The organism is Paenibacillus sp. DRB1-1, assembly GCF_052119485.1.
GTDB classification, from domain to species: domain Bacteria; phylum Bacillota; class Bacilli; order Paenibacillales; family Paenibacillaceae; genus Paenibacillus; species Paenibacillus polymyxa_B.
The window spans coordinates 4,701,693-4,725,415 of record NZ_JBODQH010000001.1; the positions used below are offsets into that span (position 1 = coordinate 4,701,693).

At 48.3% G+C, this 23,723-nt stretch carries 2 protein-coding genes (1 of these 2 only partly in view); both read left to right on the forward strand.

The window, feature by feature from the left end; all coding sequences use genetic code 11:
- Window positions 1-10,252, forward strand: partial view of an SDR family NAD(P)-dependent oxidoreductase gene (locus tag ACQW03_RS21090; RefSeq protein WP_441951579.1) — the 3' portion only. 9,455 nt of this gene lie to the left of the window's left edge; only the last 10,252 of its 19,707 coding nucleotides appear in the window; the start codon falls outside the window, past its left edge; its stop codon occupies window positions 10,250-10,252.
- 50 nt (window positions 10,253-10,302) lie between these two features.
- Entirely contained in the window at window positions 10,303-23,703 is a 13,401-nt protein-coding gene (locus ACQW03_RS21095; protein WP_441951581.1) for an SDR family NAD(P)-dependent oxidoreductase, read from the forward strand.
- The last annotated feature ends 20 nt before the right edge of the window (window positions 23,704-23,723 follow it).

Below are 23,723 nucleotides of genomic sequence, written 5' to 3' on the forward strand. Positions count from 1 at the left end.
GACATCACCAGCCGCCTCCGATATTCATAATCCCGTTCTCTTCGTTTTGTCTGCTAAAGGTGAAAAGCAACTAAAAACGTATGCCGAAAGAATGAGGAGCTTTATTGCATCCCGGGAAAATCTTAACCTCACGGATATGGGGTATACGCTGCAAGTGAGCCGCGAGCCGATGGATTACCGGCTGGCTTTTGTGGCAGATTCAAAAGAGGCATTGCTAAAAGCGCTCGAAGGATTTGCGAATCATGATCTGCTTTCTGGCGTCCTAACGGCGCAGGTGAAAAAGAGCAAAGGCGGGATTGTGATGTTTGAGGCGGATGAAGATGCCAAATCGTTGTTTGAAACCTGGATCAAGAAGAGAAAACTGAAAAAAATAGCGGAGTTGTGGGTAAAGGGGCTAACTATTGACTGGAACAAGCTGTATGGGGACATCAAACCTTACCGGATCAGTCTACCTACCTATCCTTTTGCGAGAGAACGCTGCTGGGCGCCTGAGCTTGACAGCAAGGCAGGCAAAGGCATGACTTCTGTCATTGCTGCTTCGCTCCATCCTTTACTGCATCAAAACACCTCCGATTTCTCGGAGCAGCGGTTCAGTTCGACTTTTACAGGCCAGGAGTTTTTCTTGAAGGATCATGTGGTGAATGGACGCAAGGTTCTATCCGGGGCTGCTTGCCTTGAAATGGTCCGGGCGGCCGTGGATCATGCAACAGGTCCTGATGAGGGCGGGCCAACCGGAATTTGCCTTAAAAACGTGGTTTGGGCACGGCCTATTATCGTAGAAGATGGGCCACTACAGCTACACATCGGACTTTTCCTGGATGATCATCAAGAGATTTCCTATGAAATATATGGGGAGAGCGCAGAAGCTGATGCAGGGATTGTGATATATAGCTACGGCAGTGCTACACGAAGATTGGCTGCGGAGGTCCCAGCACTGAATATTAAAGACTTGCAGAATGTATGCAGTCGGAACTTCGACCCCACACAATTGTATGGAGTTTTCAGGGATATGGGAATTGATTATGGCCCTGGACATCAAGGGATTGAGATGGTGTATGCGGGAGAGGGTCAAGTGCTGGCTAAGTTATGCTTGCCGGCTTCCATTTCTGATAACCAAAGCCAATTTGTCCTACATCCAAGTATGATAGATTCGGCCTTGCAGGCAACCATAGGCTTGACGCTGGGGTCTGGCGAGATCAAACCTTCTCTGCCTTACGCCATTCAAGAAGTTGAAATTATAAAAAATTGCAGCTCCATCATGTGGGCGTTGATTCGCTACAATGCAGACGGTCTAGCTGAGGAAAAGGCACAGAAGCTGGATATTGACCTGAGCGACGAGACCGGAGCCATCTGTGTCAGGATAAAAGGATATTCATCAAGAATTCTGAATAGGGACTCGATTTCTTCGGATGTTCAGTCAAATTCCAGTAACTTGATGCTTGAACCCGTATGGAAAGAGCAAGGGATTGCTCTAGTGGCCGAAAGGCCTGTATATGATCGCCATGTCGTGTTACTCTGCCAGCCGTCCGGGATTTCCCGTGAACAAGTTGAAGCTCGAATGGACGGCGTGCAATGCATTGTACTGCAACCCGACCGAAACGGAATCGCGGAACAGTTCCAGCGTTACGCCGTCCAGGTGGTTGAAGAGATTAAAAGCATTTTCAGGGAAAAACCCAATGGTAAGGTGCTGATCCAGATTGCCATAAGCGGACAGGAGGAGGAGCAGCTTTTCTCGGGACTTTCCGGTCTTTTAAAAACGGCCCGGCTTGAGCATTCAAAACTGGTAGGTCAGTTAATAGAATTGGGACAGGATGAGGACTGGGGAGCAATCATAGACATTTTAAAAGAAAACAGCCGTAGCCTCGAGGATATCCAGATTCGGTACGAGAAAGGCACACGGTGGGTTTCCTGTTGGAACGAAGTTCACATCTTTCAGGAAGCAGCGGGTAACCCGTGGAAGGATGGCGGAGTGTACCTGATTACCGGCGGTGCTGGTGGATTGGGACTCATTTTTGCCAAAGAGATTACGGATAAAGTCCATAAAGCCGTCTTGATTTTAACGGGGCGTTCCGCGCTGGATGAGGGCAAACGGGCTGAGATAAAGAAAATGGAGGCATTAGGGGCACGAATAATATACAGACAGGTCGATGTGACTCAGGAGCAGGCGGTGACCGATTTAATCCAGGAAATTCAGGAGGAATTCGGAAACATCAATGGCATCATTCACAGTGCAGGAGTCATTCGTGACAACCGCATACTCCAAAAAAATAGCGAGGAAATGCTGGAGGTTCTCGCACCCAAAGTAATAGGGACAGTGAATCTGGATCAGGCAAGCAAGAACCTGCCGCTTGATTTCTTTGTTCTATTTTCGTCTGTAGCCGGAGGATTAGGTAATCAGGGACAGGCCGACTATTCTGCAGCTAATGCGTTTATGGATGCTTATGCCGGATACCGGAACACTCTGATAGCATCAAAGCAGCGCCAGGGTCAAACGCTATCCATCAATTGGCCGCTATGGAAAGAGGGCGGGATGCGTATTGATGAGGAAACGGAGAAGCTGGTAAGGCAGCGTACAGGCATGAGCGGCATGTCAACCTCTTCCGGCATTCAGGCCTTGTATCGTGGCATGATCGCGGGCGTTGATCAGGTTATGGTGATGGAAGGCAATCTCGCAAAAATGAAGAAAACCATGGGTTTAATCACGACTCCAGAGATTAGGCAGCCTGAAAAGATGACGGGAATTTCAGATGCTTCCCCTGAAAGCAATGCCGTACCGGATCTGCTGGACAAGGTACAGGCCGCTATGATACAGGCCGTGTCAAAATTGCTGAAAGTCAAACTTGAAGATATTGATGAACATGTAGAACTGAGTGAGTATGGCTTCGATTCCATCCTACTTACACAATTTACCAATAACATCAATCACTTATACCAGCTTGAACTGACGCCGGACATATTTTTTGAATACACAACGATTCATGACTTCACCAGGTATTTGGTGGACGAATATGATGCCGTGCTTGGCGAGCAGTTTGCCGTGAATGCCCGGACTGAGCCTGCTGTCCAGGCCGTGGAGGATGATAGGGAAGACAGTACCCACGTTAGACGGCAGCGTTTCCGGTTTGCAGGCGGGAATGTGTTGTCCATGCCGCAACAGACTCAGGCTGTTCCTGAACCCATTGCCATTGTGGGAATGAGCGGTGTATTTCCCATGGCTCGGGATGTGGATGAGTTTTGGAAAAATCTTGAGGAAGGCAGGGACTGTATCACTGAAATCCCTGAAGATCGCTGGGATTGGAAGACGTATTACGGTGACCCTGAGCAGGAGGCCAATAAAACAAACATCAAGTGGGGCGGGTTTATTGACGGGATCTATGAGTTTGACCCGCTATTCTTTGGAATTTCACCACGGGAAGCCGCACTCATGGACCCGCAGCAGCGTCTGTTGATGACCTATATCTGGAAGGCGATTGAAGATGCAGGCATTCAGGCAGGGAGTCTGTCGGGGACCCGCACAGGAATCTTTGTAGGTACCGCGAACAGTGGCTACAGCGGTATGATCTATCAGGGAAATGTGGGTGTTGAGGCGTATTCCTCCAGCGGTATGGCACCGTCTGTTGGGCCCAATCGAATGAGCTATTTCCTTAATATTCATGGTCCGAGCGAGCCTATCGAAACGGCGTGCTCCAGTTCGCTGGTCGCCATTCACCGAGCCGTTAGAGCCATAGAGGATGGAAGCTGTGAGATGGCGATTGCAGGCGGTGTCAATGTGATTATCACACCTGAACTCCATATCAGCTTCAACAAAGCAGGGATGCTGTGTGAGGACGGTCGGTGCAAAACCTTCTCCGATAAGGCTAATGGCTACGTGCGTGGTGAAGGGGCTGGCATGCTTTTCCTGAAAAAGCTGAAGGATGCAGAGAAGGATGGAGACCATATTTATGGTGTAATTCGGGGTACTGCCGTCAATCACGGAGGCCGGGCCAATTCCCTGACAGCGCCTAATCCGAGGGCTCAGGCGGATGTGTTGGTAAATGCATATACAAAGGCCGGAATCGATCCAAGGACTGTCTCTTACATTGAGGCCCACGGGACAGGCACCGAGCTGGGCGATCCGATTGAAATTAACGGACTGAAAGCAGCTTTCAAAGAGCTTTATGAGAATACAGAGGGACCCGGGATCACAGAATCCCATTGCGGATTGGGCTCGGTGAAGACCAATATCGGACATCTGGAACTGGCTTCTGGAATCGCGGGCGTCATAAAAGTACTGCTTCAGTTAAAGCATAAAAAGCTGGTCAAAAGCCTTCATTGCGAGGCAATTAATCCCTATATAAAACTTGAAGGTAGTCCGTTCTATATCGTTCAGGAGGCGCGGGAGTGGAAGTCACAGCGGGATACTCAAGGGAAAAATATTCCTCGGAGAACGGGTGTTAGCTCCTTTGGATTCGGGGGTGCCAATGCCCATTTGATAATCGAAGAATATATTCCTGGAAAGCAGGAGCAGAATTCTATTACCCTTACCACCCCAAAATCGGCTATTGTGGTGCTGTCAGCCAAGAGTGAAGGGCAACTGAAAGAGCAGGCGCAGCTATTACTAGCTGCAATCGGGGAGCATCCGTTCACAGACAGTAGTCTGGTAGATATAGCGTATACCCTTCAGGTGGGGCGCGAAGCGATGGAAGAACGTTTGGCCTTCGTTGCAGGCTCTCTCCGGGAGCTTGAAGAGAAATTGAAAGGATTTGTGGAAGGCCGGGATGGTATCCACGGCTTACACGTGGGACACGCCAAACGCCATAAAGAAGAAAATAGAGCTCGTGAAGACGGAGAGGGTGCGGGCACGACGATTGATGTTTTGGTTAGCGAAGGCAGCTATGGCAAAATCGCAGACCTTTGGGTAAAAGGAGTCGTTATTGACTGGGCCCTGTTGTACGGAGAGGCTAAACCAAACCGTATCAGTCTGCCAACCTATCCCTTTGCCAAAGAACGATATTGTATAACCGATATCAATAAACGGACGGGAGCAAGCGGTGTTGTGTTGGAACGGGAGACAGCAGTCGGCATTCATCCCTTACTTCAGCGTAATACGTCCGATATTTATGGATTGCAGTTCAGCTCCACTTTTACGGGGAAGGAATTTTTCCTGTATGACCATGTGATAAGGGGGCAGAAGCTCTTGCCTGGAGTGGCCTACCTTGAAATGGCGCGGGCGGCAGTAGAGCAGGTCGCAGGATCTCCAGAAGACAAGTGGACGTCCATCCGGTTAAAAGATGTGGATTGGATCCGTCCAGTTGTGGTTGGGGAGGAGTCGGTTGATGTCAGTATTGGGCTCTATCCGCAAGATGGCGGGGAGATCGCCTATGAAATTTACAGCAAGTCTGGAGCAACGGAGCCCGAGCTGGTGGTGCATAGTGAAGGCAGGGCAGTAATTGTTCCGGTGGCAGAGGTCCCTGCTTTAGATATTAAAACCTTGCTGGAGCAGTGCAGTCTGGGCTCCGTTTCATCCCGTCAGTGCTATGAGGCGTTTGCGGCGATGCGAATTTCCTATGGGCCGGGACATCAGGGAATTGAGAAAATATATATTGGGGTGGGTCAAGCGCTTGCCAAGTTGTCCTTGCCTTCTTCCGTTTACCATACGATGGAACGTTTTGTGATGCACCCCAGTTTGATGGATTCCTCTCTTCAGGCGACGATAGGCTTGATTATGAGTGCAGGTGATCGCAAAGCTTCCATTAAGCCAGCTTTACCATTTGCATTGGAAGAGTTAGAGGTATTTAACAAATGTACATCAGAGATGTGGGCCTGGATTCGTAATAGTGAAGACAGCAGGCAAGATGGCCCGCTGCAAAAGTTAGATATCGATTTGTGTGACGAGCAGGGGAATGTTTGTGTGAGGATGAAGGGATTCTTATCACGAGTTGCTGAGGGAGGAACAGGGGGTCCAGATGAATGGACTGCACCTGAGACTTTGATGCTTGAGCCTGTGTGGGAAGAACAAGCGATTGCTCTGGAAGGAACAACACCTGACTATCAACAGCATCTGGTAATTTTATGCGAACCGGGATATATTTCCGGGGAAATTATTGAATCGCAGATGAACGGGGTGCAGTGCCTCGTTCTCCAATCCGAAGAGAAGAGCATTGATGCACGGTTTAGGACTTATGCGACACAGGTGTTTGCGGCAATTCAACATATTCTTAAAACGGAATCCAAAGGCAAAACATTGGTTCAGCTTGTCGTTCCGGTGCAGGATCACCAACAGGTATTCTCGGGACTTTCCGGACTCTTAAAAACGGCATGGCTGGAGAATCCAGCACTGGTTGGCCAACTGATAGAAATGGATGTGGAGCAGAATTCAGCAGGTATGATAAATATCCTGCAAGAAAACAGTCGCAGTTCTATAGAACCACATATTCGCTATCAATCAGGTAGACGGCATGTTGCCGTATGGACGGAAATTAAAGCCTACGGGGAAGCGATTAGCATTCCGTGGAAGGACAGGGGAGTATATTTGATTACCGGCGGAACCGGAAGTCTCGGTTTGATTTTTGCCGAAGAAATTACACGACAGGCCAGAGATACTACTTTAATTCTTGTTGGACGCTCCCCGCTTCGTGGTGACACCAAAGCAAGGATTGAGGAGATAGAGGCTTTAGGTGCAAGAGTAGTATTCCGACAAGCCGATGTCGCCGATAAAAGGGCGGTTGAAGTTTTGATTCGGGATATTCAGGAAGAGTTTGGGAAGCTGGACGGAATTGTGCACAGCGCAGGAATAGTTAGCGATAATTTCATTATTAAAAAAACACGGGAGGAATTGCAAAACGTTTTGGCACCAAAGGTTACGGGATTGGTGAATCTAGATCAGGCTTGCAAGGAAATCCCGCTGGACTTCTTCATCCTTTTTTCATCCGTTGCAGGGAGCCTCGGGAATATAGGGCAGGCTGACTATGCTGCTGCCAATGCCTTTATGGACGCCTATGCCAAGTACCGTAATACGCTGGTAGAGCGAGAACAACGCCAGGGGCGGACGATTTCAGTCAATTGGCCACTCTGGAAAGAAGGCGGAATGCGTATTGATGGAGAAACAGAAAAGATCATGGAAGGGATGGGGATGTTTGCAATGGAGACTGGTGCAGGAATTCGGGCTTTGTATCAGAGCCTGGCTTCCGAAAAGAATCAAGTCATGGTGTTGGAAGGGCATGCCAGTCAGCTAAGAGAAACGCTCTTGCAGCAACCGTCCCTGAATCGGGCTGGAGATGCCTCCTCTATGATAAGGGAAAGCGAGGTAGATTCGGTTATCGGACATGACCAGCTTGCCGAAAAAGCGGCAAATTATTTAAAGCAATTGCTCGCTACATCCATCAGGCTGCCAGCAAGGCAGATTGAAACCGATGCCCCTATGGAGAAGTATGGCATCGATTCCATTATGATTAAACAGCTAACCCGTGAGTTGGAGAAAACATTTGGAACACTGCCCAAAACTTTATTTTTTGAATACCAGAATATCCGGGAATTGACTCAATATTTCCTTAAAGTCCACCAGAAGCAGCTGATTAAATTGCTTGGAATCGAGACGGAGGTCAACGCTGCGAAAGAATTCAAGCCTTCTACGATGGAAAACGACCCGGGAAGGTCACTTTCTGATAATCGGAAGCAATCGCGTTTCATGCCAGTTCAGGCAAGTTTCCAACCGCAACCGGAAAGAGCAGGCGGATCGGAGGAAATTGCCATTATCGGTTTGTCAGGCATGTATCCCGATGCAGAAAACATTCGGGAATTCTGGAACAATCTGCGCGATGGGAAGGATTGTATTACGGAAATTCCCAAAGATCGCTGGGATCACAGCATGCACTTTGACGAGGACCAGAACCAGTCCGGAAAAGCTTACAGCAAGTGGGGAGGCTTTATCAAGGGTGTGGATCAGTTTGACCCCATGTTTTTCAATATCTCTCCTAGAGAAGCACAGATAATCGATCCTCAGGAGCGTCTATTCCTGAAATGCGTCTACGAAACGATAGAGGATGCAGGCTATACCCGGGAAGCGCTTGGACTGGAGCGGGGCCTTGGGCAGGATAGGAATGTGGGTGTTTTTGTCGGGGTCATGTATGAAGAATACCAGCTTTATGGGGCACAGGAACAAGCTAGGGGCAGAATGATTGCCGTTCCTGGCAATCCAGCTTCCATCGCAAACCGGGTATCTTATTTCTGTAACTTCCACGGTCCGAGCATGGCTGTGGACACCATGTGCTCTTCTTCATTGACGACCATTCATCTGGCCTGCCAAAGCTTGCAACAAGGCGAGTGTGAGCTTGCCATTGCTGGCGGCGTGAATGTATCCATTCATCCGAACAAATACCTGATGCTTGGGCAAGGCAGGTTTGTATCGAGTAAAGGACGGTGCGAAAGCTTTGGACAAGGCGGAGATGGATATGTGCCGGGAGAAGGCGTAGGAGCCGTACTTCTCAAACCACTGGCCAAAGCTATTGCAGATGGCGACCATATATATGGGGTCGTAAAAGGGACCTCGGTGAATCATGGAGGGAAGACAAACGGATTCTCCGTTCCGAATCCGAATGCGCAGGCCAGTGTAATTGGAAGGGCCTTTAAGAAAGCAGGAGTTAACCCCAGAACCATTAGTTACATCGAAGCGCATGGCACCGGGACATCTTTAGGTGACCCTATTGAAATCGCCGGATTGCAAAAAGTGTTCCAGGAATATACGGAGGATAAGCAATTTTGCGCAATCGGATCGGCAAAATCAAATATTGGGCATTGTGAGAGCGCGGCTGGGATTGCCGGAGTTACAAAGGTGCTCCTTCAGCTCAAATACGGACAAATCGTGCCTTCATTGCATTCAAAAACACTAAACCCGAATATCGATTTTAGCGATAGTCCTTTTATAGTTCAGCAGGAGCTGGGAGAGTGGAAAAGACCCGTCGTCACAATGAATGGGAAGACAGTTGAATACCCAAGAGTGGCAGGTATTTCCTCCTTTGGCGCCGGAGGCTCCAACGCACATGTGCTCATTGAGGAATATATCCCTGAGGAGCAGGAGACTAGACAAGTTACCATTCCACTGCAAAATCCTTTAATGATCGTGCTGTCGGCGAGGAATAAAGATCGACTGGATGAACAGGTGCAAAGACTGCTTGCTGAACTCAAAGAGCCGGAATACTCGCAAACCAGCCTGGAGGATATAGCATTTACTCTGCAGGTGGGACGGGAAGCCATGGAAGAACGGTTAGCAGTCATAGTTAAGTCTACCCGTGAGCTTACAGAAAAGCTGGAGAGTTTTTTAGCTGGGAATGAGGATATTGACGGGCTGTATTTGGGTCAGGCAAAGAAGAATAAAGACATCCTAGCTGTTCTTGAGGCAGACGAAGACATGGCAAAAATGGTGGATAGTTGGATAAGTAAGGGTAAGTATACAAAGCTGGCGGAGCTTTGGGTGAAGGGGCTGCTCTTCGATTGGACTAGACTTTATGAGAATACCAGCCCTCGTCGGATTAGTCTGCCAACTTATCCATTCGCCAAGGAGAGCTATTGGATCTTCGCGCGTGGGGGCGAATCCCGGGACGTCGAGGCGGAAACTCCTGTAGTCGATGTGTCGGTACAAGAGTTCGTTTCCAGCCCTCCTGCAGTTAACCATAGCAACGATAATATGCAGAGACAGACTTTGGCGAAAGTACCTGAAAAACCGCAGGGCATTTTGCTAAGCTCCGTTTCCAACATCCAGATGGTAGCAGATAAGCCAGAAAAGTCAGCCGTGCTGGCAGAATCCAAGCCTGCCCCGCCGCAACCTGAGGCCAAGCCTTCTTCGCCGCCGCCCGTTGTTGCCAGGGATGAGGCAAAGTGGTCGACATATGCGCCAACGGCTGTACGGGTAGAAACATTGGAGAAGGAACTGGTAGAAAGTCTTGCGAAATCCTTGAGTATGAATGAAAAGGATATTGGCCGGGATGATCAATTTATTGATATGGGACTGGACTCCATTATAGGTGTAGAGTGGGTGCAGGCTGTGAATAAACGTTTTGGAACAGCTATTCCAGCAACCAGGGTGTACGACTATCCTAACATTAAGGAATTCTCCAAATTTTTGGCAAATGAATTGAACAAGTCGGCGGGAGATACAAACCAGGCTCCTACAGAGCCGAACCCTAAGCAGCCCATGCAAGCCTTGTTACAGAAAGTACTGCAGGGTGAGTTAGATTTTGAACAGGCCGACCAGTTATTCAACCAATTACACTCGTAGACAGCCAACACGATATTTGTCCTATTTCATACAGCTAGGAGGACATGTTTATGGATTCAAAAGATATTTTTCGTGCAGTGCAAGCAGGGGAAATAAATTATGAAGATGCTGAAAAACAATTGCTTCAATTTATTGACGAGCGCCCGGATGAATCATTGGAAGCCAGTCCACAGGAATTATCAGAAGGACGGGCTTTCACGTTGCAACCATTGGACAGCTTCCACACGCCGGAGGATGGGCAGGAGATAAGCGCCCCCCAAATAAAGGTACAGTCTGTGGTTGAATTGCAGGAATTTGAGCACGGGATTGTCCTGTTGAAAATGAAGGACACGGAGCACAAAAATACATTTTCCGATGAACTGATCATTGGCCTGAATCAAGCATTCGAAACGGTCCAGGCTAACGAGAATTATAAAGTTGTGATTCTGACGGGATATGACACCTACTTTGCCACAGGAGGCACCCAAGAGGGGTTGCTGGCTATCCATGAGGGAAAGGCGAAATATAGCGATACCAATGTTTACAAGATTGCATTGGATTGCAAGCTACCCGTCATCGCTGCTATGCAGGGACATGGGATTGGTGCTGGCTGGTGCATGGGGATGTTTTGCGATTTTATCGTGATGAGTCGGGAAAGCATCTATACCACTAACTTTATGAAGTACGGCTTTACTCCCGGAGCGGGTTCGACCCTGATTTTCCCTGAGAAATTCGGGGTTAGTATGGCACAGGAAATTCTATTTACAGGTACTAGATATAGTGGTTCGGAACTGGAAACCAAGGGGGTTCCTTTTCCAGTTGTACCGAGGAATGAAGTGGTGCCGTACGCCATGCAGCTGGCAAGAAAACTGTCTGAGTCTCCCAGGGAGTCATTAATTGAGCTGAAAAACCATATGGCCCAATCGATAAGAGAAAAGCTGGCGGCTACTATTGAAAAAGAAATAAAAATGCAGGATAAAACGTTTGTGAATCAGCAAGAGGTTAAAGAACGGATTCAATTCGCCTATGGACAGCTGCCGAATAGCAATGATTCCCACAAACCGGTCAAGCATGCTGATTCTAAAAAAGCTATGCCAGATATGCCGCGCGGTCAGGAACATAAGGAGTCTATCGCAATTATTGGTATGGCAGGGCAATTCCCCGAATCCAGGACTTTGGCTGAATTTTGGGACAATCTGGCTCAGGGCAGGGATTGTATATCGGAAATCCCTTCAACGCGATGGTCAATCGATGAATATTACAATACTGATCCCAAGGCTCAGGGAAAAACCTATAGCAAATGGATGGGTGTTTTGGAGGATGTAGATAAATTTGATCCGTTGTTCTTTAATATATCCCCTGCAGAAGCAGAGATGATGGACCCTCAACAGCGCCTGTTTCTTGAAAGCAGCTGGAAATGCATTGAAGATGCCGGATTAAATCCAGCTTCACTGTCGGAGAGCCGCTGCGGTGTTTTTGTAGGTTGTGCAGCCAGTGATTATGGGAGGTCCATGAGTGGGCAGGGGTTAAATGCGCAGGTTCTTATGGGAGGATCGCCTTCAATTCTATCCGCTCGGATTTCTTATCTGCTAAATTTGAAAGGTCCTTCTTTGGCTATTGATACCGCATGCTCTTCCTCTCTGGTGGCTATTGCTGAAGCCTGCAACAGTCTCCTTTTAGAAACAAGTGACCTTGCTTTGGCAGGCGGAGTTATGATTATGGCTGGTCCGGGGATGCATGTTATGACTAGTAAGGCAGGAATGCTGTCCAAGGATGGACGGTGCTTTACCTTTGATGCCCGTGCAAACGGGTTTGTCCCCGGAGAAGGAGTGGGGGTCATTTTATTAAAACGGCTCTCTGATGCAGTCAGAGACAAGGACTCCATATATGGAGTTATTCGGGGATGGGGAATGAACCAGGATGGAAAAACCAACGGAATAACTGCCCCAAGTGTAAATTCACAAATCTCGCTGGAAAAAGACGTATATCGACGGTTTAACATTCATCCCGAAACCATCTCCATGATCGAGGCCCACGGGACAGGAACAAAGCTGGGTGATCCTATCGAGGTGGAGGGACTTACGGAATCATTCCGATCCTATACAAGCAAGAAGGGCTATTGCGCATTGGGGTCACTGAAAAGCAATATGGGTCATATGATGACTGCGGCCGGAGTGGCTAGTGTGATGAAAGTGCTGCTGGCCATGAAGCACCACCAATTGCCGCCTACCATTCATTTCGAATCCTTAAATGAGCATATTTCTCTGGAGGATAGCCCGTTCTATATTAACACCAGCCTGCAAAGCTGGGAGCCCGAACCGGGAGTACCCCGGCGTGCGGGCGTAAGTTCCTTCGGATTTAGCGGCACTAACGCTCATATGGTTATTGAAGAATATGTTCCTGTAGTCTCTGCGGTGAATCTACCCCCAGTGGGTAAAGACAACCCGGGACTATTTGTGCTGTCCGCTAAAAGTGAACAATCCTTGAAAACCTATGCAGCAGATATGATGAATTTTGTTAAGTTGCACGAAAGCGTTAATCTCACGGACCTGACCTATACCTTGCAAGTGGGAAGAGAGGCTATGGACTGGCGTCTCGCGTTTTTGACGGATTCAAGAGAAAATCTGCTAGATGAACTTGAATATTTTATTAACGGAAACTCGTCGGAAAAAGTGCTGATCGGCCGTGTGAACTATGCAGGTGGCGGAATCGAACTCTTGGATTCGGACGAAGACACCGGAACCCTGGTTCGGGCCTGGACTGAGAAGAAAAGACTTGATAAGGTAGCCAAATTGTGGGCCAATGGCGCAAGCATTGAATGGGACGCACTGTATGGAGATATCAAGCCCAGACGAATCAGTCTGCCGACCTATCCTTTCGAAAGGGCACCCTATTGGTTATCCGAAACAGACACTGGACAAGGCAGTGTAAATCTGGCGATGACTGCCCAAATTCATCCTTTATTGCATCAGAATATTTCCGATCTCTCCGGACAACGTTATAGCTCTACTTTTACAGGCCGGGAATTTTTCCTGTCAGACCACAGAATCAAGGGTCAACAAACATTACCCGGGGTGGCTTACCTCGAAATGGTGCGAGCAGCTGTAGAAGAGGCAGTGGGGGCCGTAGTAGAAGGCGAGACCCATATTCAGCTGAAAAATATCGTATGGGCTCGGCCTGTGGTTGTAGCAGACGGACCGGTCAGGGTACTCATCAGTCTATATCCCCAGGACAATGGAGAGATTGCGTTTGAAATATGCAGCGGGATGGAAGGAGCCGACGCTGAAGGTATTATACACAGTCAGGGAGTGGCTGTGTTGGAGAGGGTTGGGGAGATACAGTATCTGGACCTGAATGTCTTACGGGCAGACTGTACCCGCACACCACTTTCTTCGAGCCAATGCTATGAAGCTTTCAAAGCCATGGGGATAGACTATGGACCCGCACACCGTGGCATTGAGGCAATCTTTCGAGGAAAGGATTACGTGTTGGCCAAGCTGTCCCTACCATCCGCTGTACTCCATACTCAAAGTGAATTTGTACTGCATCCAGCTTTGATGGATTCAACTTTGCAGGCCACAATCGGCTTGGTAATGGGTTCGGAAGAAAATTTGCCTGTAGGCAAGCCTGCGTTACCCTTTGCTTTGGAGGAACTGAAGATATCCGAAAAATGCACTCCAGTGATGTGGGCCCGGATCTCGCAACATGGGAGTGAAGAGACGTCGAAAGGATTAAGCAAGGTGGATATTGATCTGTGCGATGAGACCGGGAAGATTTGCGTGCAGCTCAAAGGGCTTTTATCCAGAGCTTTGGAAGGAGATGTGGGGCAAGCCAGCATCACTGAGGATATGGGTACACTAATGCTTGAGCCTATCTGGCAGGAGATGCCTGTCACCACAGGGGTGAACGCTAACGACGATATCCGGCATGTTGTGATCCTGTGTGAGTTTGATGGTATCGCCAGGGAGGATATTGAAGCCCGCATGGATGGTACTCGCTGCCTTGTTTTACAGTCCTCCAGCGTGGATATGGACAGTCGGTTTGAAGATTATACCATTCAGATATTTGAAGAATTGCAAAGCATCCTGCTAGACATCCCCAAACAGAAAGTTTTGATACAGCTTGCAACCCATGCTCGGAAGGACCAACAGGTTTATTCCGGGCTCTTTGCAATGCTGAAAACCGCTCAAAAAGAAAATCCGAATGTCATGGGTCAGTTGCTTGAGCTTGATGTGGAAGATGATGTCGAAGGAATCATTGAGAAACTACAAGGGAACCGAAGTGACCGGCATAACGAACGGATACGGTACCAAGGGGACAAACGACAGGCTTTAATGTGGCAAGAAATTGAAGCCTTACGTGAAGATGCAGACCTGCCGTGGATAGATGGTGGGATCTATCTCATTACTGGTGGCTTAGGTGGCCTGGGGCTTATTTTTGCCAGAGACATCGTGCACAATGTGAAAAACTCCACCGTCGTATTGGTGGGTCGGTCATCACTTTCTGCGGACCAAAAGGCTCTGTTAAGCGAACTGAGAGCGCTGGGCGGTCATATAGAGTATCAACAGGCGGATGTGGGCCACAACGAATCGGTTACCGGGTTAATTCATGGCATCGTCGAGCAATTTGGCGGCCTTAACGGTATTTTGCACACAGCCGGAGTGATTCGGGACAACTTCATCATCAAGAAGACTAAAGAAGAAGTTAGAGAAGTGCTGACTCCGAAGGTCTCAGGGGTGATGAATCTGGACCAGGCCAGCAGAGACCTGCCTCTAGACTTCTTTATCTTATTTTCCTCGGGCGCAGGAAGCCTTGGCAATGTAGGACAGGTTGACTACTCCGCTGCCAATGGCTTTATGGATGCGTATGCCTCCTATCGAAATGTTTTGGTAACAGCAAAGCAGCGCCAGGGGCAAACGCTGTCGATAAACTGGCCTCTGTGGAAGGATGGAGGCATGCATGTCGACCTGGAAACGGAAAGGGCGATGCAAGGCTTGGGCATGATTGCCTTGCAAACGGAGAATGGAATCAAAGCTTTGTATCAAAGCCTGTCTTCCGGCAGAAGTCAGGTTATGGTGATCGAAGGGTATCCCCAAAGGATTAAAGCGGCAATTTTAGGCCAGCTCTCGGAAACTGATGTCTCAGGCCGATCTGTAATGGAAAGCGGGGGAGCACCGCTTATCGGAGAAGAATGGCTAAGGGAAAAAGCGGAGGGTTATTTGAAAACGGTACTTTCAACCGTGATCAAGCTGCCCGCTGAAAGTATAGATGTAAATGCACCAATGGACAGGTATGGGATTGACTCCATACTGGTTATGCAGCTTACCAATGAATTGGAAAAGACTTTCGGCTCATTACCGAAAACATTATTTTTTGAATACCAGAATCTCCGGTCATTGACAGGTTATTTCCTTGAATCGTATCGCGGTCGGCTGATTGATGCTGTAGAAGCGACAGAGAAGAATGCAGCTCCTGATGCAGGCCCGAAAGTACCTATAAAAGCAACCATAGAGCCTTTAGCCTCGATATCGGCTAATCGTAGGCGTCCATGGCTTCTCCCTACAGGTATACAGCCACATCAGGAGAAGAAGGCATTAGACATTGCAATTATCGGCGTGTCAGGAAGATATCCGGGAGCATTAGGTATCCGAGAGTTCTGGGAAAACCTAAGGGATGGAAAGGATTGTATTACAGAGATTCCCAAGGAACGCTGGGATCACAGTCTATACTTTAATGAAAACAGAGGCAAGTCCGGAAAAACCTACAGCAAGTGGGGAGGGTTCATCGATGGAGTGGACTGGTTTGACCCGTTGTTTTTCAATATATCGCCAAGGGAAGCGGAAACGATGGACCCGCAGGAGCGCTTATTCCTGGAATGCGTTTATGAAACGATAGAGGATGCAGGTTATACGAGAGAAACCCTTTGTGCAGAGCGGGAGCTTGGCGGCATAGAAGGCAATGTCGGGGTTTACGTCGGAGTGATGTACCATGAGTATCAACTCTATGGAGCCCAGGAACAAGCCAAGGGAAGGATGATTGGACTTCTCGGGAATGCCTCGGCGGTTGCCAACCGGGTATCGTATTTTTGTAATTTTCAAGGGCCAAGTATCGCTGTAGATACCATGTGCTCCTCGTCACTGACATCAATTCATATGGCCTGTCATGGATTACAGCATGGAGAATGTGAACTGGCAGTAGCAGGAGGGGTCAACGTCTCCATCCATCCTAACAAATACCTATTGTTGGGACAGGGAAATTTTGCATCAAGCAATGGGAGATGTGAAAGCTTCGGACAGGGAGACGGATATGTACCGGGAGAAGGAGTCGGGGCTTTGCTGCTCAAGCCATTAGCCAAAGCTATAGCAGACGGAGACCGGATATATGGAGTTATCAAAGGAACTGCAGTGAACCACGGGGGGAAAACGAACGGCTATACCGTACCTAACCCCAACGCACAGGCCCGTGTGATTGGTCAGGCAATGAAGGAGGCAGGAATCAACCCCAGAACCATCAGCTATATAGAAGCCCATGGAACAGGTACTCCACTGGGAGACCCGATTGAAATTGCAGGCTTACAAAAGGCCTTCCGAAAATATACCGGCGATAAGCAGTTCTGTTCAATCGGGTCGGCGAAGTCTAATATCGGGCATTGTGAGAGTGCAGCTGGTATCGCCGCGGTGACAAAGGTGCTTATGCAGTTGAAATATAAACAAATAGTGCCTTCGCTACATGCAAGCACCTTAAATCCCAATATCGACTTCAGCGATAGTCCCTTCAAAGTTCAGCAGGGGTTAGAAGAGTGGAAAAGACCAGTAATTGCTATCAACGGTGAAACCAGAGAATACCCAAGGGCAGCAGGAGTATCGGCCTTTGGTGCTGGGGGCTCTAACGCTCATGTGGTCATCGAAGAATATATTCCAGAAGAAGCTAGTCAGCAGCAAGCTGCGCCTGCATCCCTGAATCCTGTCATAGTCGTGTTGTCGGCCAAAAATAAGGAAAGGCTGGACGAGCAGGTGCAAAGATTGCTGTCTGCAATCAGAGAGCTGAATGACCCGCATACAAGTCTCTCAGATATCGCCTACACGCTGCAAATCGGGCGAGATGCGATGGACGAACGTCTGGCGATCATTGCAAAATCCATCCAAGAGCTTGACTGGAAATTGGAAGGCTTCCTACAAAAAAAGGAAGGCGTAGAAGAACTGTATAGAGGACAGGTAAAGCGTAATAAAGGAGGGCTTGTCACTCAGGAAGTCGATGAAGATATGGCTAAAATGATTGATGCATGGGTGGACAAAGGGAAGTATGGAAAGCTCGCTGAACTTTGGGTTACGGGACTGGTTTTGGATTGGAACAAGCTTTATGAGGATGTGAAGCCTCGCAGGATGAGTCTGCCAACCTATCCTTTTGCCAGAGAAAGCTATTGGATACCCGTACATGAGGGGAAGAGCGCCGCAATAACAGAAGCTGCTTCGTCCCAATCATCCTTTTTGACACCTTTACTGCATCAGAACACTTCAGACTTTCTGGAGCAGCGGTTCAGTTCAACATTTACAGGCGAGGAATTTTTCCTCAAGGATCATGTTGTGAAAGGTCAAAAGGTTCTGCCTGGCGTAGCCTATCTTGAGATGGTACGGGCCGCTGTAGAACGTTCCACAGGAGATATGGACAACAGCACAACAGGAATCCGTTTGAAAAATGTAAACTGGATTCGGCCCATTGTGGTGGACAACCAGCCAGTTCCTGTACACACCAGGCTCTCCCTGCAAGACACCGGAAAAATCAGCTTTGAAGTGTATAGCGGGCAAGCAGGAAACGAAAGAGGGCATACCGTGCATAGCCAAGGTGATGCAGTGCAGGTTTGCGTAGAGCAAAAACCGACACTAAACCTTAAGGCGTTACAGGCAGACTTTGGTCAACACAGGTTTAACGGATCGCAATGTTATGAAATCTTCGAGGAAATGGGAATGGATTATGGCCCGGCATACAGATGTGTGGAGAAGGTATACACACATCCGGGCAGGGTGCTAGCCAAGCTGGCAATGCCTTCCTTCATTTCTAATATGGCGGACAGCTTAGTCCTTCACCCTAGCTTGCTGGATTCGGCCTTGCATGCATCCATCGGGCTAATCATGGGCCAAGAGAACGGAGGGCTACCGGGCAGCACTGTACCAGCTACGCCTCATATGCCGTTTGCCCTCCAAGAGATTGAGATTTATGGGGCATGCACCCCGACCATGTGGTCGTTGATTCAATACAGCGAGGGCAGCAAGAAAGAAGACAAGGTACAGAAGCTTAATATTGACTTGTGTGATGAGGAAGGAACTATTTGCGTCAGAATAACAGGATTATCCACCCGGGCGCTGGACGGAGAAGTCGGCATTGAAAATGCACAAGGCGCAGCGGCAGGAGAAAGTGCCGCCGACCCGCTTGTAGGATCCGTAATGCTCATTCCAAAATGGGACCCGGCTGCTGTAAAAAAAGATGTCGTTTCCCCGTCACCGACAGACCGATTGGTCATTGCAGGTGGCACTGACAAAGACAGACAGGCCATCCGGGAGTATTATCCTAGGGCGCATTTCTTGGAGCTTCAAGCGCACGATTCCATTGAAACAGTTGCCTCAAAGGTAGAAGAATATGGAGCCGTTGACCATATTCTGTGGATTGCACCCTGTGCTTCCGTCGAATCGGTGACTGCCGAATCCTTGATCAAGGAACAGGAGCAGGGAGTCCTTCTCTTCTTTAGAATGGTCAAAGCGATGCTTCTATTGGGATATGGAACGAAAAAGCTAGGCTGGACAACGATAACCAATCAAGCTCAGCCGATGGATCAGAACGATACAGTCAACCCGACTCATACAAGTCTTCATGGGCTGGTAGGCACCATGGCCAAAGAATATCCGAACTGGAAAATCCGTATCCTTGACCTGCAATCCGATGCTGACTGGCCGCTATCCGATATGTTTACGCTGCCTTCGGACCGGCAAGGACGGATGTGGCTTTTCAGGAATGGGCAGTGGTACCGGCAGCACTTGATCCCATTCAAACAGACTTCAGGTTTAAAAGGACAGACGCTATACAAAACCGGAGGCGTCTATGTGGTCATCGGGGGCGCTGGCACTATCGGAGAGGCTTGGAGCAAGTATATGGCCTGTACCTACCAGGCCCAGATGGTGTGGCTAGGCAGAAGGCAAAAGGATGCCTCTATCCAGGCCAAACTGGACAGATTTGAAGGCCTGGGACCTGTTCCATGCTATATCACGGCGGATGTAGCAGACGAAAGGGAGCTGCAGCGGGCATATGAGGAAATAAAACAGCGGTACTCCAACATAAACGGAGTGGTCCACTCAGCCATTTCATTTTTGGAGAAGGGCTTGGAAGATTTGACGGAGGAAGAGTTCCGGTCAGGGCTTTCAGCAAAGGTTGATGTAAGTGTACGCATGGCTCAGGTCTTCCAAAATGAGCCGTTGGATTTCGTATTGTTCTTCTCTTCCATTATTACCTATGTAAAGAATCCGGGACAAAGTAGCTATGCTGCCGGAAGTACCTTTAAAGACGCGTTTGCGCATCGTCTTTCGCAGGAATGGCGTTGTCCGGTGAAGGTCATGAACTGGGGATACTGGGGGAGCGGCGAAAACAATGCCTCTCAAAATGGAGGGCAGGAGGTAGAAAATTACTCCAGACTGGCGCAAATAGGTGTTGGGCTCATTGACCCGCAGGAGGGGATGGAGGCGCTTGAGACGCTTCTTGCCTCACCGGTGGACCAAATGGGGCTTATGAAAACAACAAGACATTTGGAGATGGAAGGGACTAATCCGACGGAAGAGATTGATCTCTACCCGTCTAATTCGGATCCGAATCTCAGGGATATACAGGAAAATATTGCTACAGCAATACAATCAAGAAGCCATTTTATCGAAAACTATGCCGCAGACGATATGGGCGACCTCCAGGAAAGGGAGATGGAACATCTCCTACGCAAGTTGTTGCAGGAGCAGCTCTTGTCCATGGGGTTATCAGGGACAGATCGTCAGTCTGTCGACGAGTTCAAAAATAGACTCGGACTACCTGAGCTATATGGCAAATGGTTGAAAGAGAGCATGGCGATTTTGACACAGATGGATTACGACCTATCAGGTAGACATTCCAGCTTGACGGATCGAGATGATGTCTGGCAGGAATGGGAAGAGCGTAAGCGTACTTGGCTGCAATATCCGCAGATGAGAGCAAGGGTCAATTTGGTTGAGACAACGCTACGGGCTTTACCGGAAGTGCTTACCGGAAAATCGCCTGCGACTGAAGTCATCTTTCCCAATTCCTCAATGGAACTAGTGGAAGGAATTTATAAGAACAATCTGGTGGTGGACTACTTTAATGAAGTACTTGCCGATACTACTGCCGCTTATATTCAGGAGAGGATTATGGCCGACTCCACTGCGAAAATCAGAATTCTGGAAATCGGCGCAGGCACCGGAGGGACCAGTGCTACGCTTTTCCTGAAATTACGCCCATACCGCAAACACATTGAGGAATATTGCTATACCGATATTTCCAAAGCCTTTTTGATGCACGCGGAAAAAGAGTATGGGCCAGATAATCCGTATCTCAGCTATCAGATTTTTAATGTTGAAGAACCTATTGCCGGGCAAGGTATTGAGACGGGTAAATATGATATTGTCATTGCCGCTAATGTACTTCATACCGCAAAAGACATCCGTCAGGCGTTACGTAATGCAAAAGCGGTTTTGAAAAGCAACGGCTTGCTCCTGCTCAATGAAATCACAGGTAGTAGCGTGTTTACCCACCTTACCTTCGGATTGCTAGATGGCTGGTGGGCGTATGAGGATCCGGAATGGCGTATTCCTGGATGCCCAGGGCTTCACCCTCAAATATGGAAAACCGTATTGGACAAAGAAGGTTTCCATGCAGCGTTCTTCCCGGCGCAAGAGGCGCATGATTGGGGCCAGCAGATTGTTGCAGCCCAAAGCGATGGCTTGGTTCGGCAAAAGCGACAGCACAAACGAAGAACAATATCGGTGGAGAAAAGAAACGTAGAGACGATATCAGTGAAACAACAATCTCAACCCAAAATAGAGGTAGCACAAGCAGAGGTAGAACATGTGCTGCGTGAAAAAAGTACGGCGTACTTTAAACATTTGCTTGGTGAGACGCTAAAAATGGAACCAGGAAGTATCGACTCAACGGTTGCCCTGGAAGAGTATGGGATCGACTCGATATTGGTTGTGCAAATCACAAATGTTTTGCGTGAAGTCATCGAGGATTTTGCCAGCACGCTGTTTTTTGAGTACAACACCATAGATGATCTAGTAGCATACCTTCTTCAAACGCAAAAGGACTCGTTGAAGAAGCTGGTAGGAATGAAGGAACAGGAGTTGACCGAAGAGACTTCCAGAGTTGAAGAGGTTTCTGCTTCACAATTACTCGCTACTGTCCCAACGAAGTTTGACCGGGGAGGGCGTTTCTTTAAGCCTTCTGACAGCACAATGGAAAAGCCAACGACACGATCCTCCACTATCAGGGATGTTGCGATTGTTGGGATGTCAGGACGCTATCCGGGAGCTCGTAATATAGAGGAATATTGGAACAATCTAAGAGAAGGTAAAAATTGCATAACTGAAATTCCGAAAGACCGTTGGGATTGGAAGACCTACTTTGACCAAGAAAAAGGGAAAAGGGGCACAATCTATACGAAATCGGGCGGTTTTATCGAAGGTATTGATTTATTCGATCCGCTATTTTTCAAGATTTCTCCCGCAGAAGCCGAAACAATGGATCCGCAGGAAAGACTTTTCCTGGAAGCAGCATATGCAAGCATAGAGGATGCTGGGTATACCCCTGCCAATCTTTGTGAGAGTAGAAGAGTCGGTGTATTTGCAGGCGTTATGAACGGAAATTACGGTTTGGGACCTCAATATAATTCCATCTCGAACCGGGTTTCCTATCATTTGGATTTCCAAGGTCCGAGTATGTCCTTAGATACCGCTTGCTCTTCCTCATTGACGGCGATCCATTTGGCTTTGGAAAGTCTGTATAGCGGTACAAGCGAGTGTGCCATTGCCGGGGGAGTCAACTTGATTGTAGACCCTATCCACTATATCAAGCTGTCGGCTATGACGATGCTTTCTAAAACGGGTGAATGTAAGTCATTCGGAGATCAGGCAGATGGATTCGTCGACGGAGAGGGTGTCGGCGCGATCGTGTTGAAGCCGTTGGAGAAGGCCATTGCAGATGGCGACCATATTTATGGAGTAATCAAAGGGAGCATGCTTAATGCTTCAGGTAAAACCAGCGGTTATACAGTACCTAGCCCTCAAGCTCAATCCTGGTTGATTGAAGAAGCGCTCCAGCGTGCGGATGTCGATGCAAGGACAGTTAGTTATATTGAAGCCCACGGAACCGGAACAGCTCTGGGAGATCCTATTGAAATTGCAGGATTGACAAGGGCATTCGAAAAATTCACAAAGGATAAGCAGTTCTGCGCCATAGGGGCGGTCAAATCCAATATAGGCCATTGTGAGAGTGCAGCAGGCATTGCAGGAGTGACTAAAATATTGTTGCAGCTTAAGTACAGTCAGCTAGTACCATCCTTACATTCAAGGAAGTTGAACCCTGAGATTAATTTCAACAATACTCCTTTTGTCGTTCAGCAAAGCCTGGAGGAATGGAAGAGACCGGTAATTACAACCGATGGAATCACAAAAGAATATCCAAGACGGGCTGGAATATCGTCTTTTGGTGCAGGCGGGGCAAACGCCCATATCGTGATTGAAGAGTATATTCCCGAGTATCAGGAACGGTCTGAAACAGAATCCGCTTCTCAGGGACCTGTCATGATCGTGTTGTCAGCCAAGAGCGAGGAGCAGCTTAAGGAAAAGGGACGGCAGCTGCTGAATGCTCTTCAGGGTCAGCTATCCTCCGCAAGCCTATCGGATATTGCCTACACGCTTCAGGTGGGGCGCGAAGCGATGGAGGAGCGTTTAGCCGTACTTGTGGAATCTACCGCAGAGCTTGAGGAAAAATTAAAGAGTTTTGTGGATGGACGTCATAACATGCTCAACCTATATAGGGGACAGGCTAAACGCAACAGAGAATCGTTGTCTATTTTTTCGGGGGACGAAGACTTGCAACAAATGATCGATCTTTGGATTTCCAAAAAGAAATATACCAAGCTTTTGGAGCTGTGGGCCAAAGGGATAAATTTGGATTGGAAAAAACTTTACACAGGGAAGATGCCTCACCGTATCAGCCTGCCTACCTACCCTTTTGCTAAAGAGCATTACTGGACTTCTGAAAGCAAGGATCAAGTAAAAGCCTATGCATTATTTTCGCAAGATGAGAGCGATGTAGACTTTGATGATATATTGTGCGGCAGACTCTTGGATGAAATGATGAACGATACCCTGTCTGTTGATGAGGCTGCCAGTGAAATCCTCAATATATGTATACGTAAATGAGAAGTTTCTACGTGCTGGGA

Coding starts and splice junctions, on each gene's coding strand:
- ACQW03_RS21095 (WP_441951581.1), top strand. CDS start 10,303: ATGGATTCAAAAGATATTTTTCGTGCAGTGCAAGCAGGGGAAATAAAT.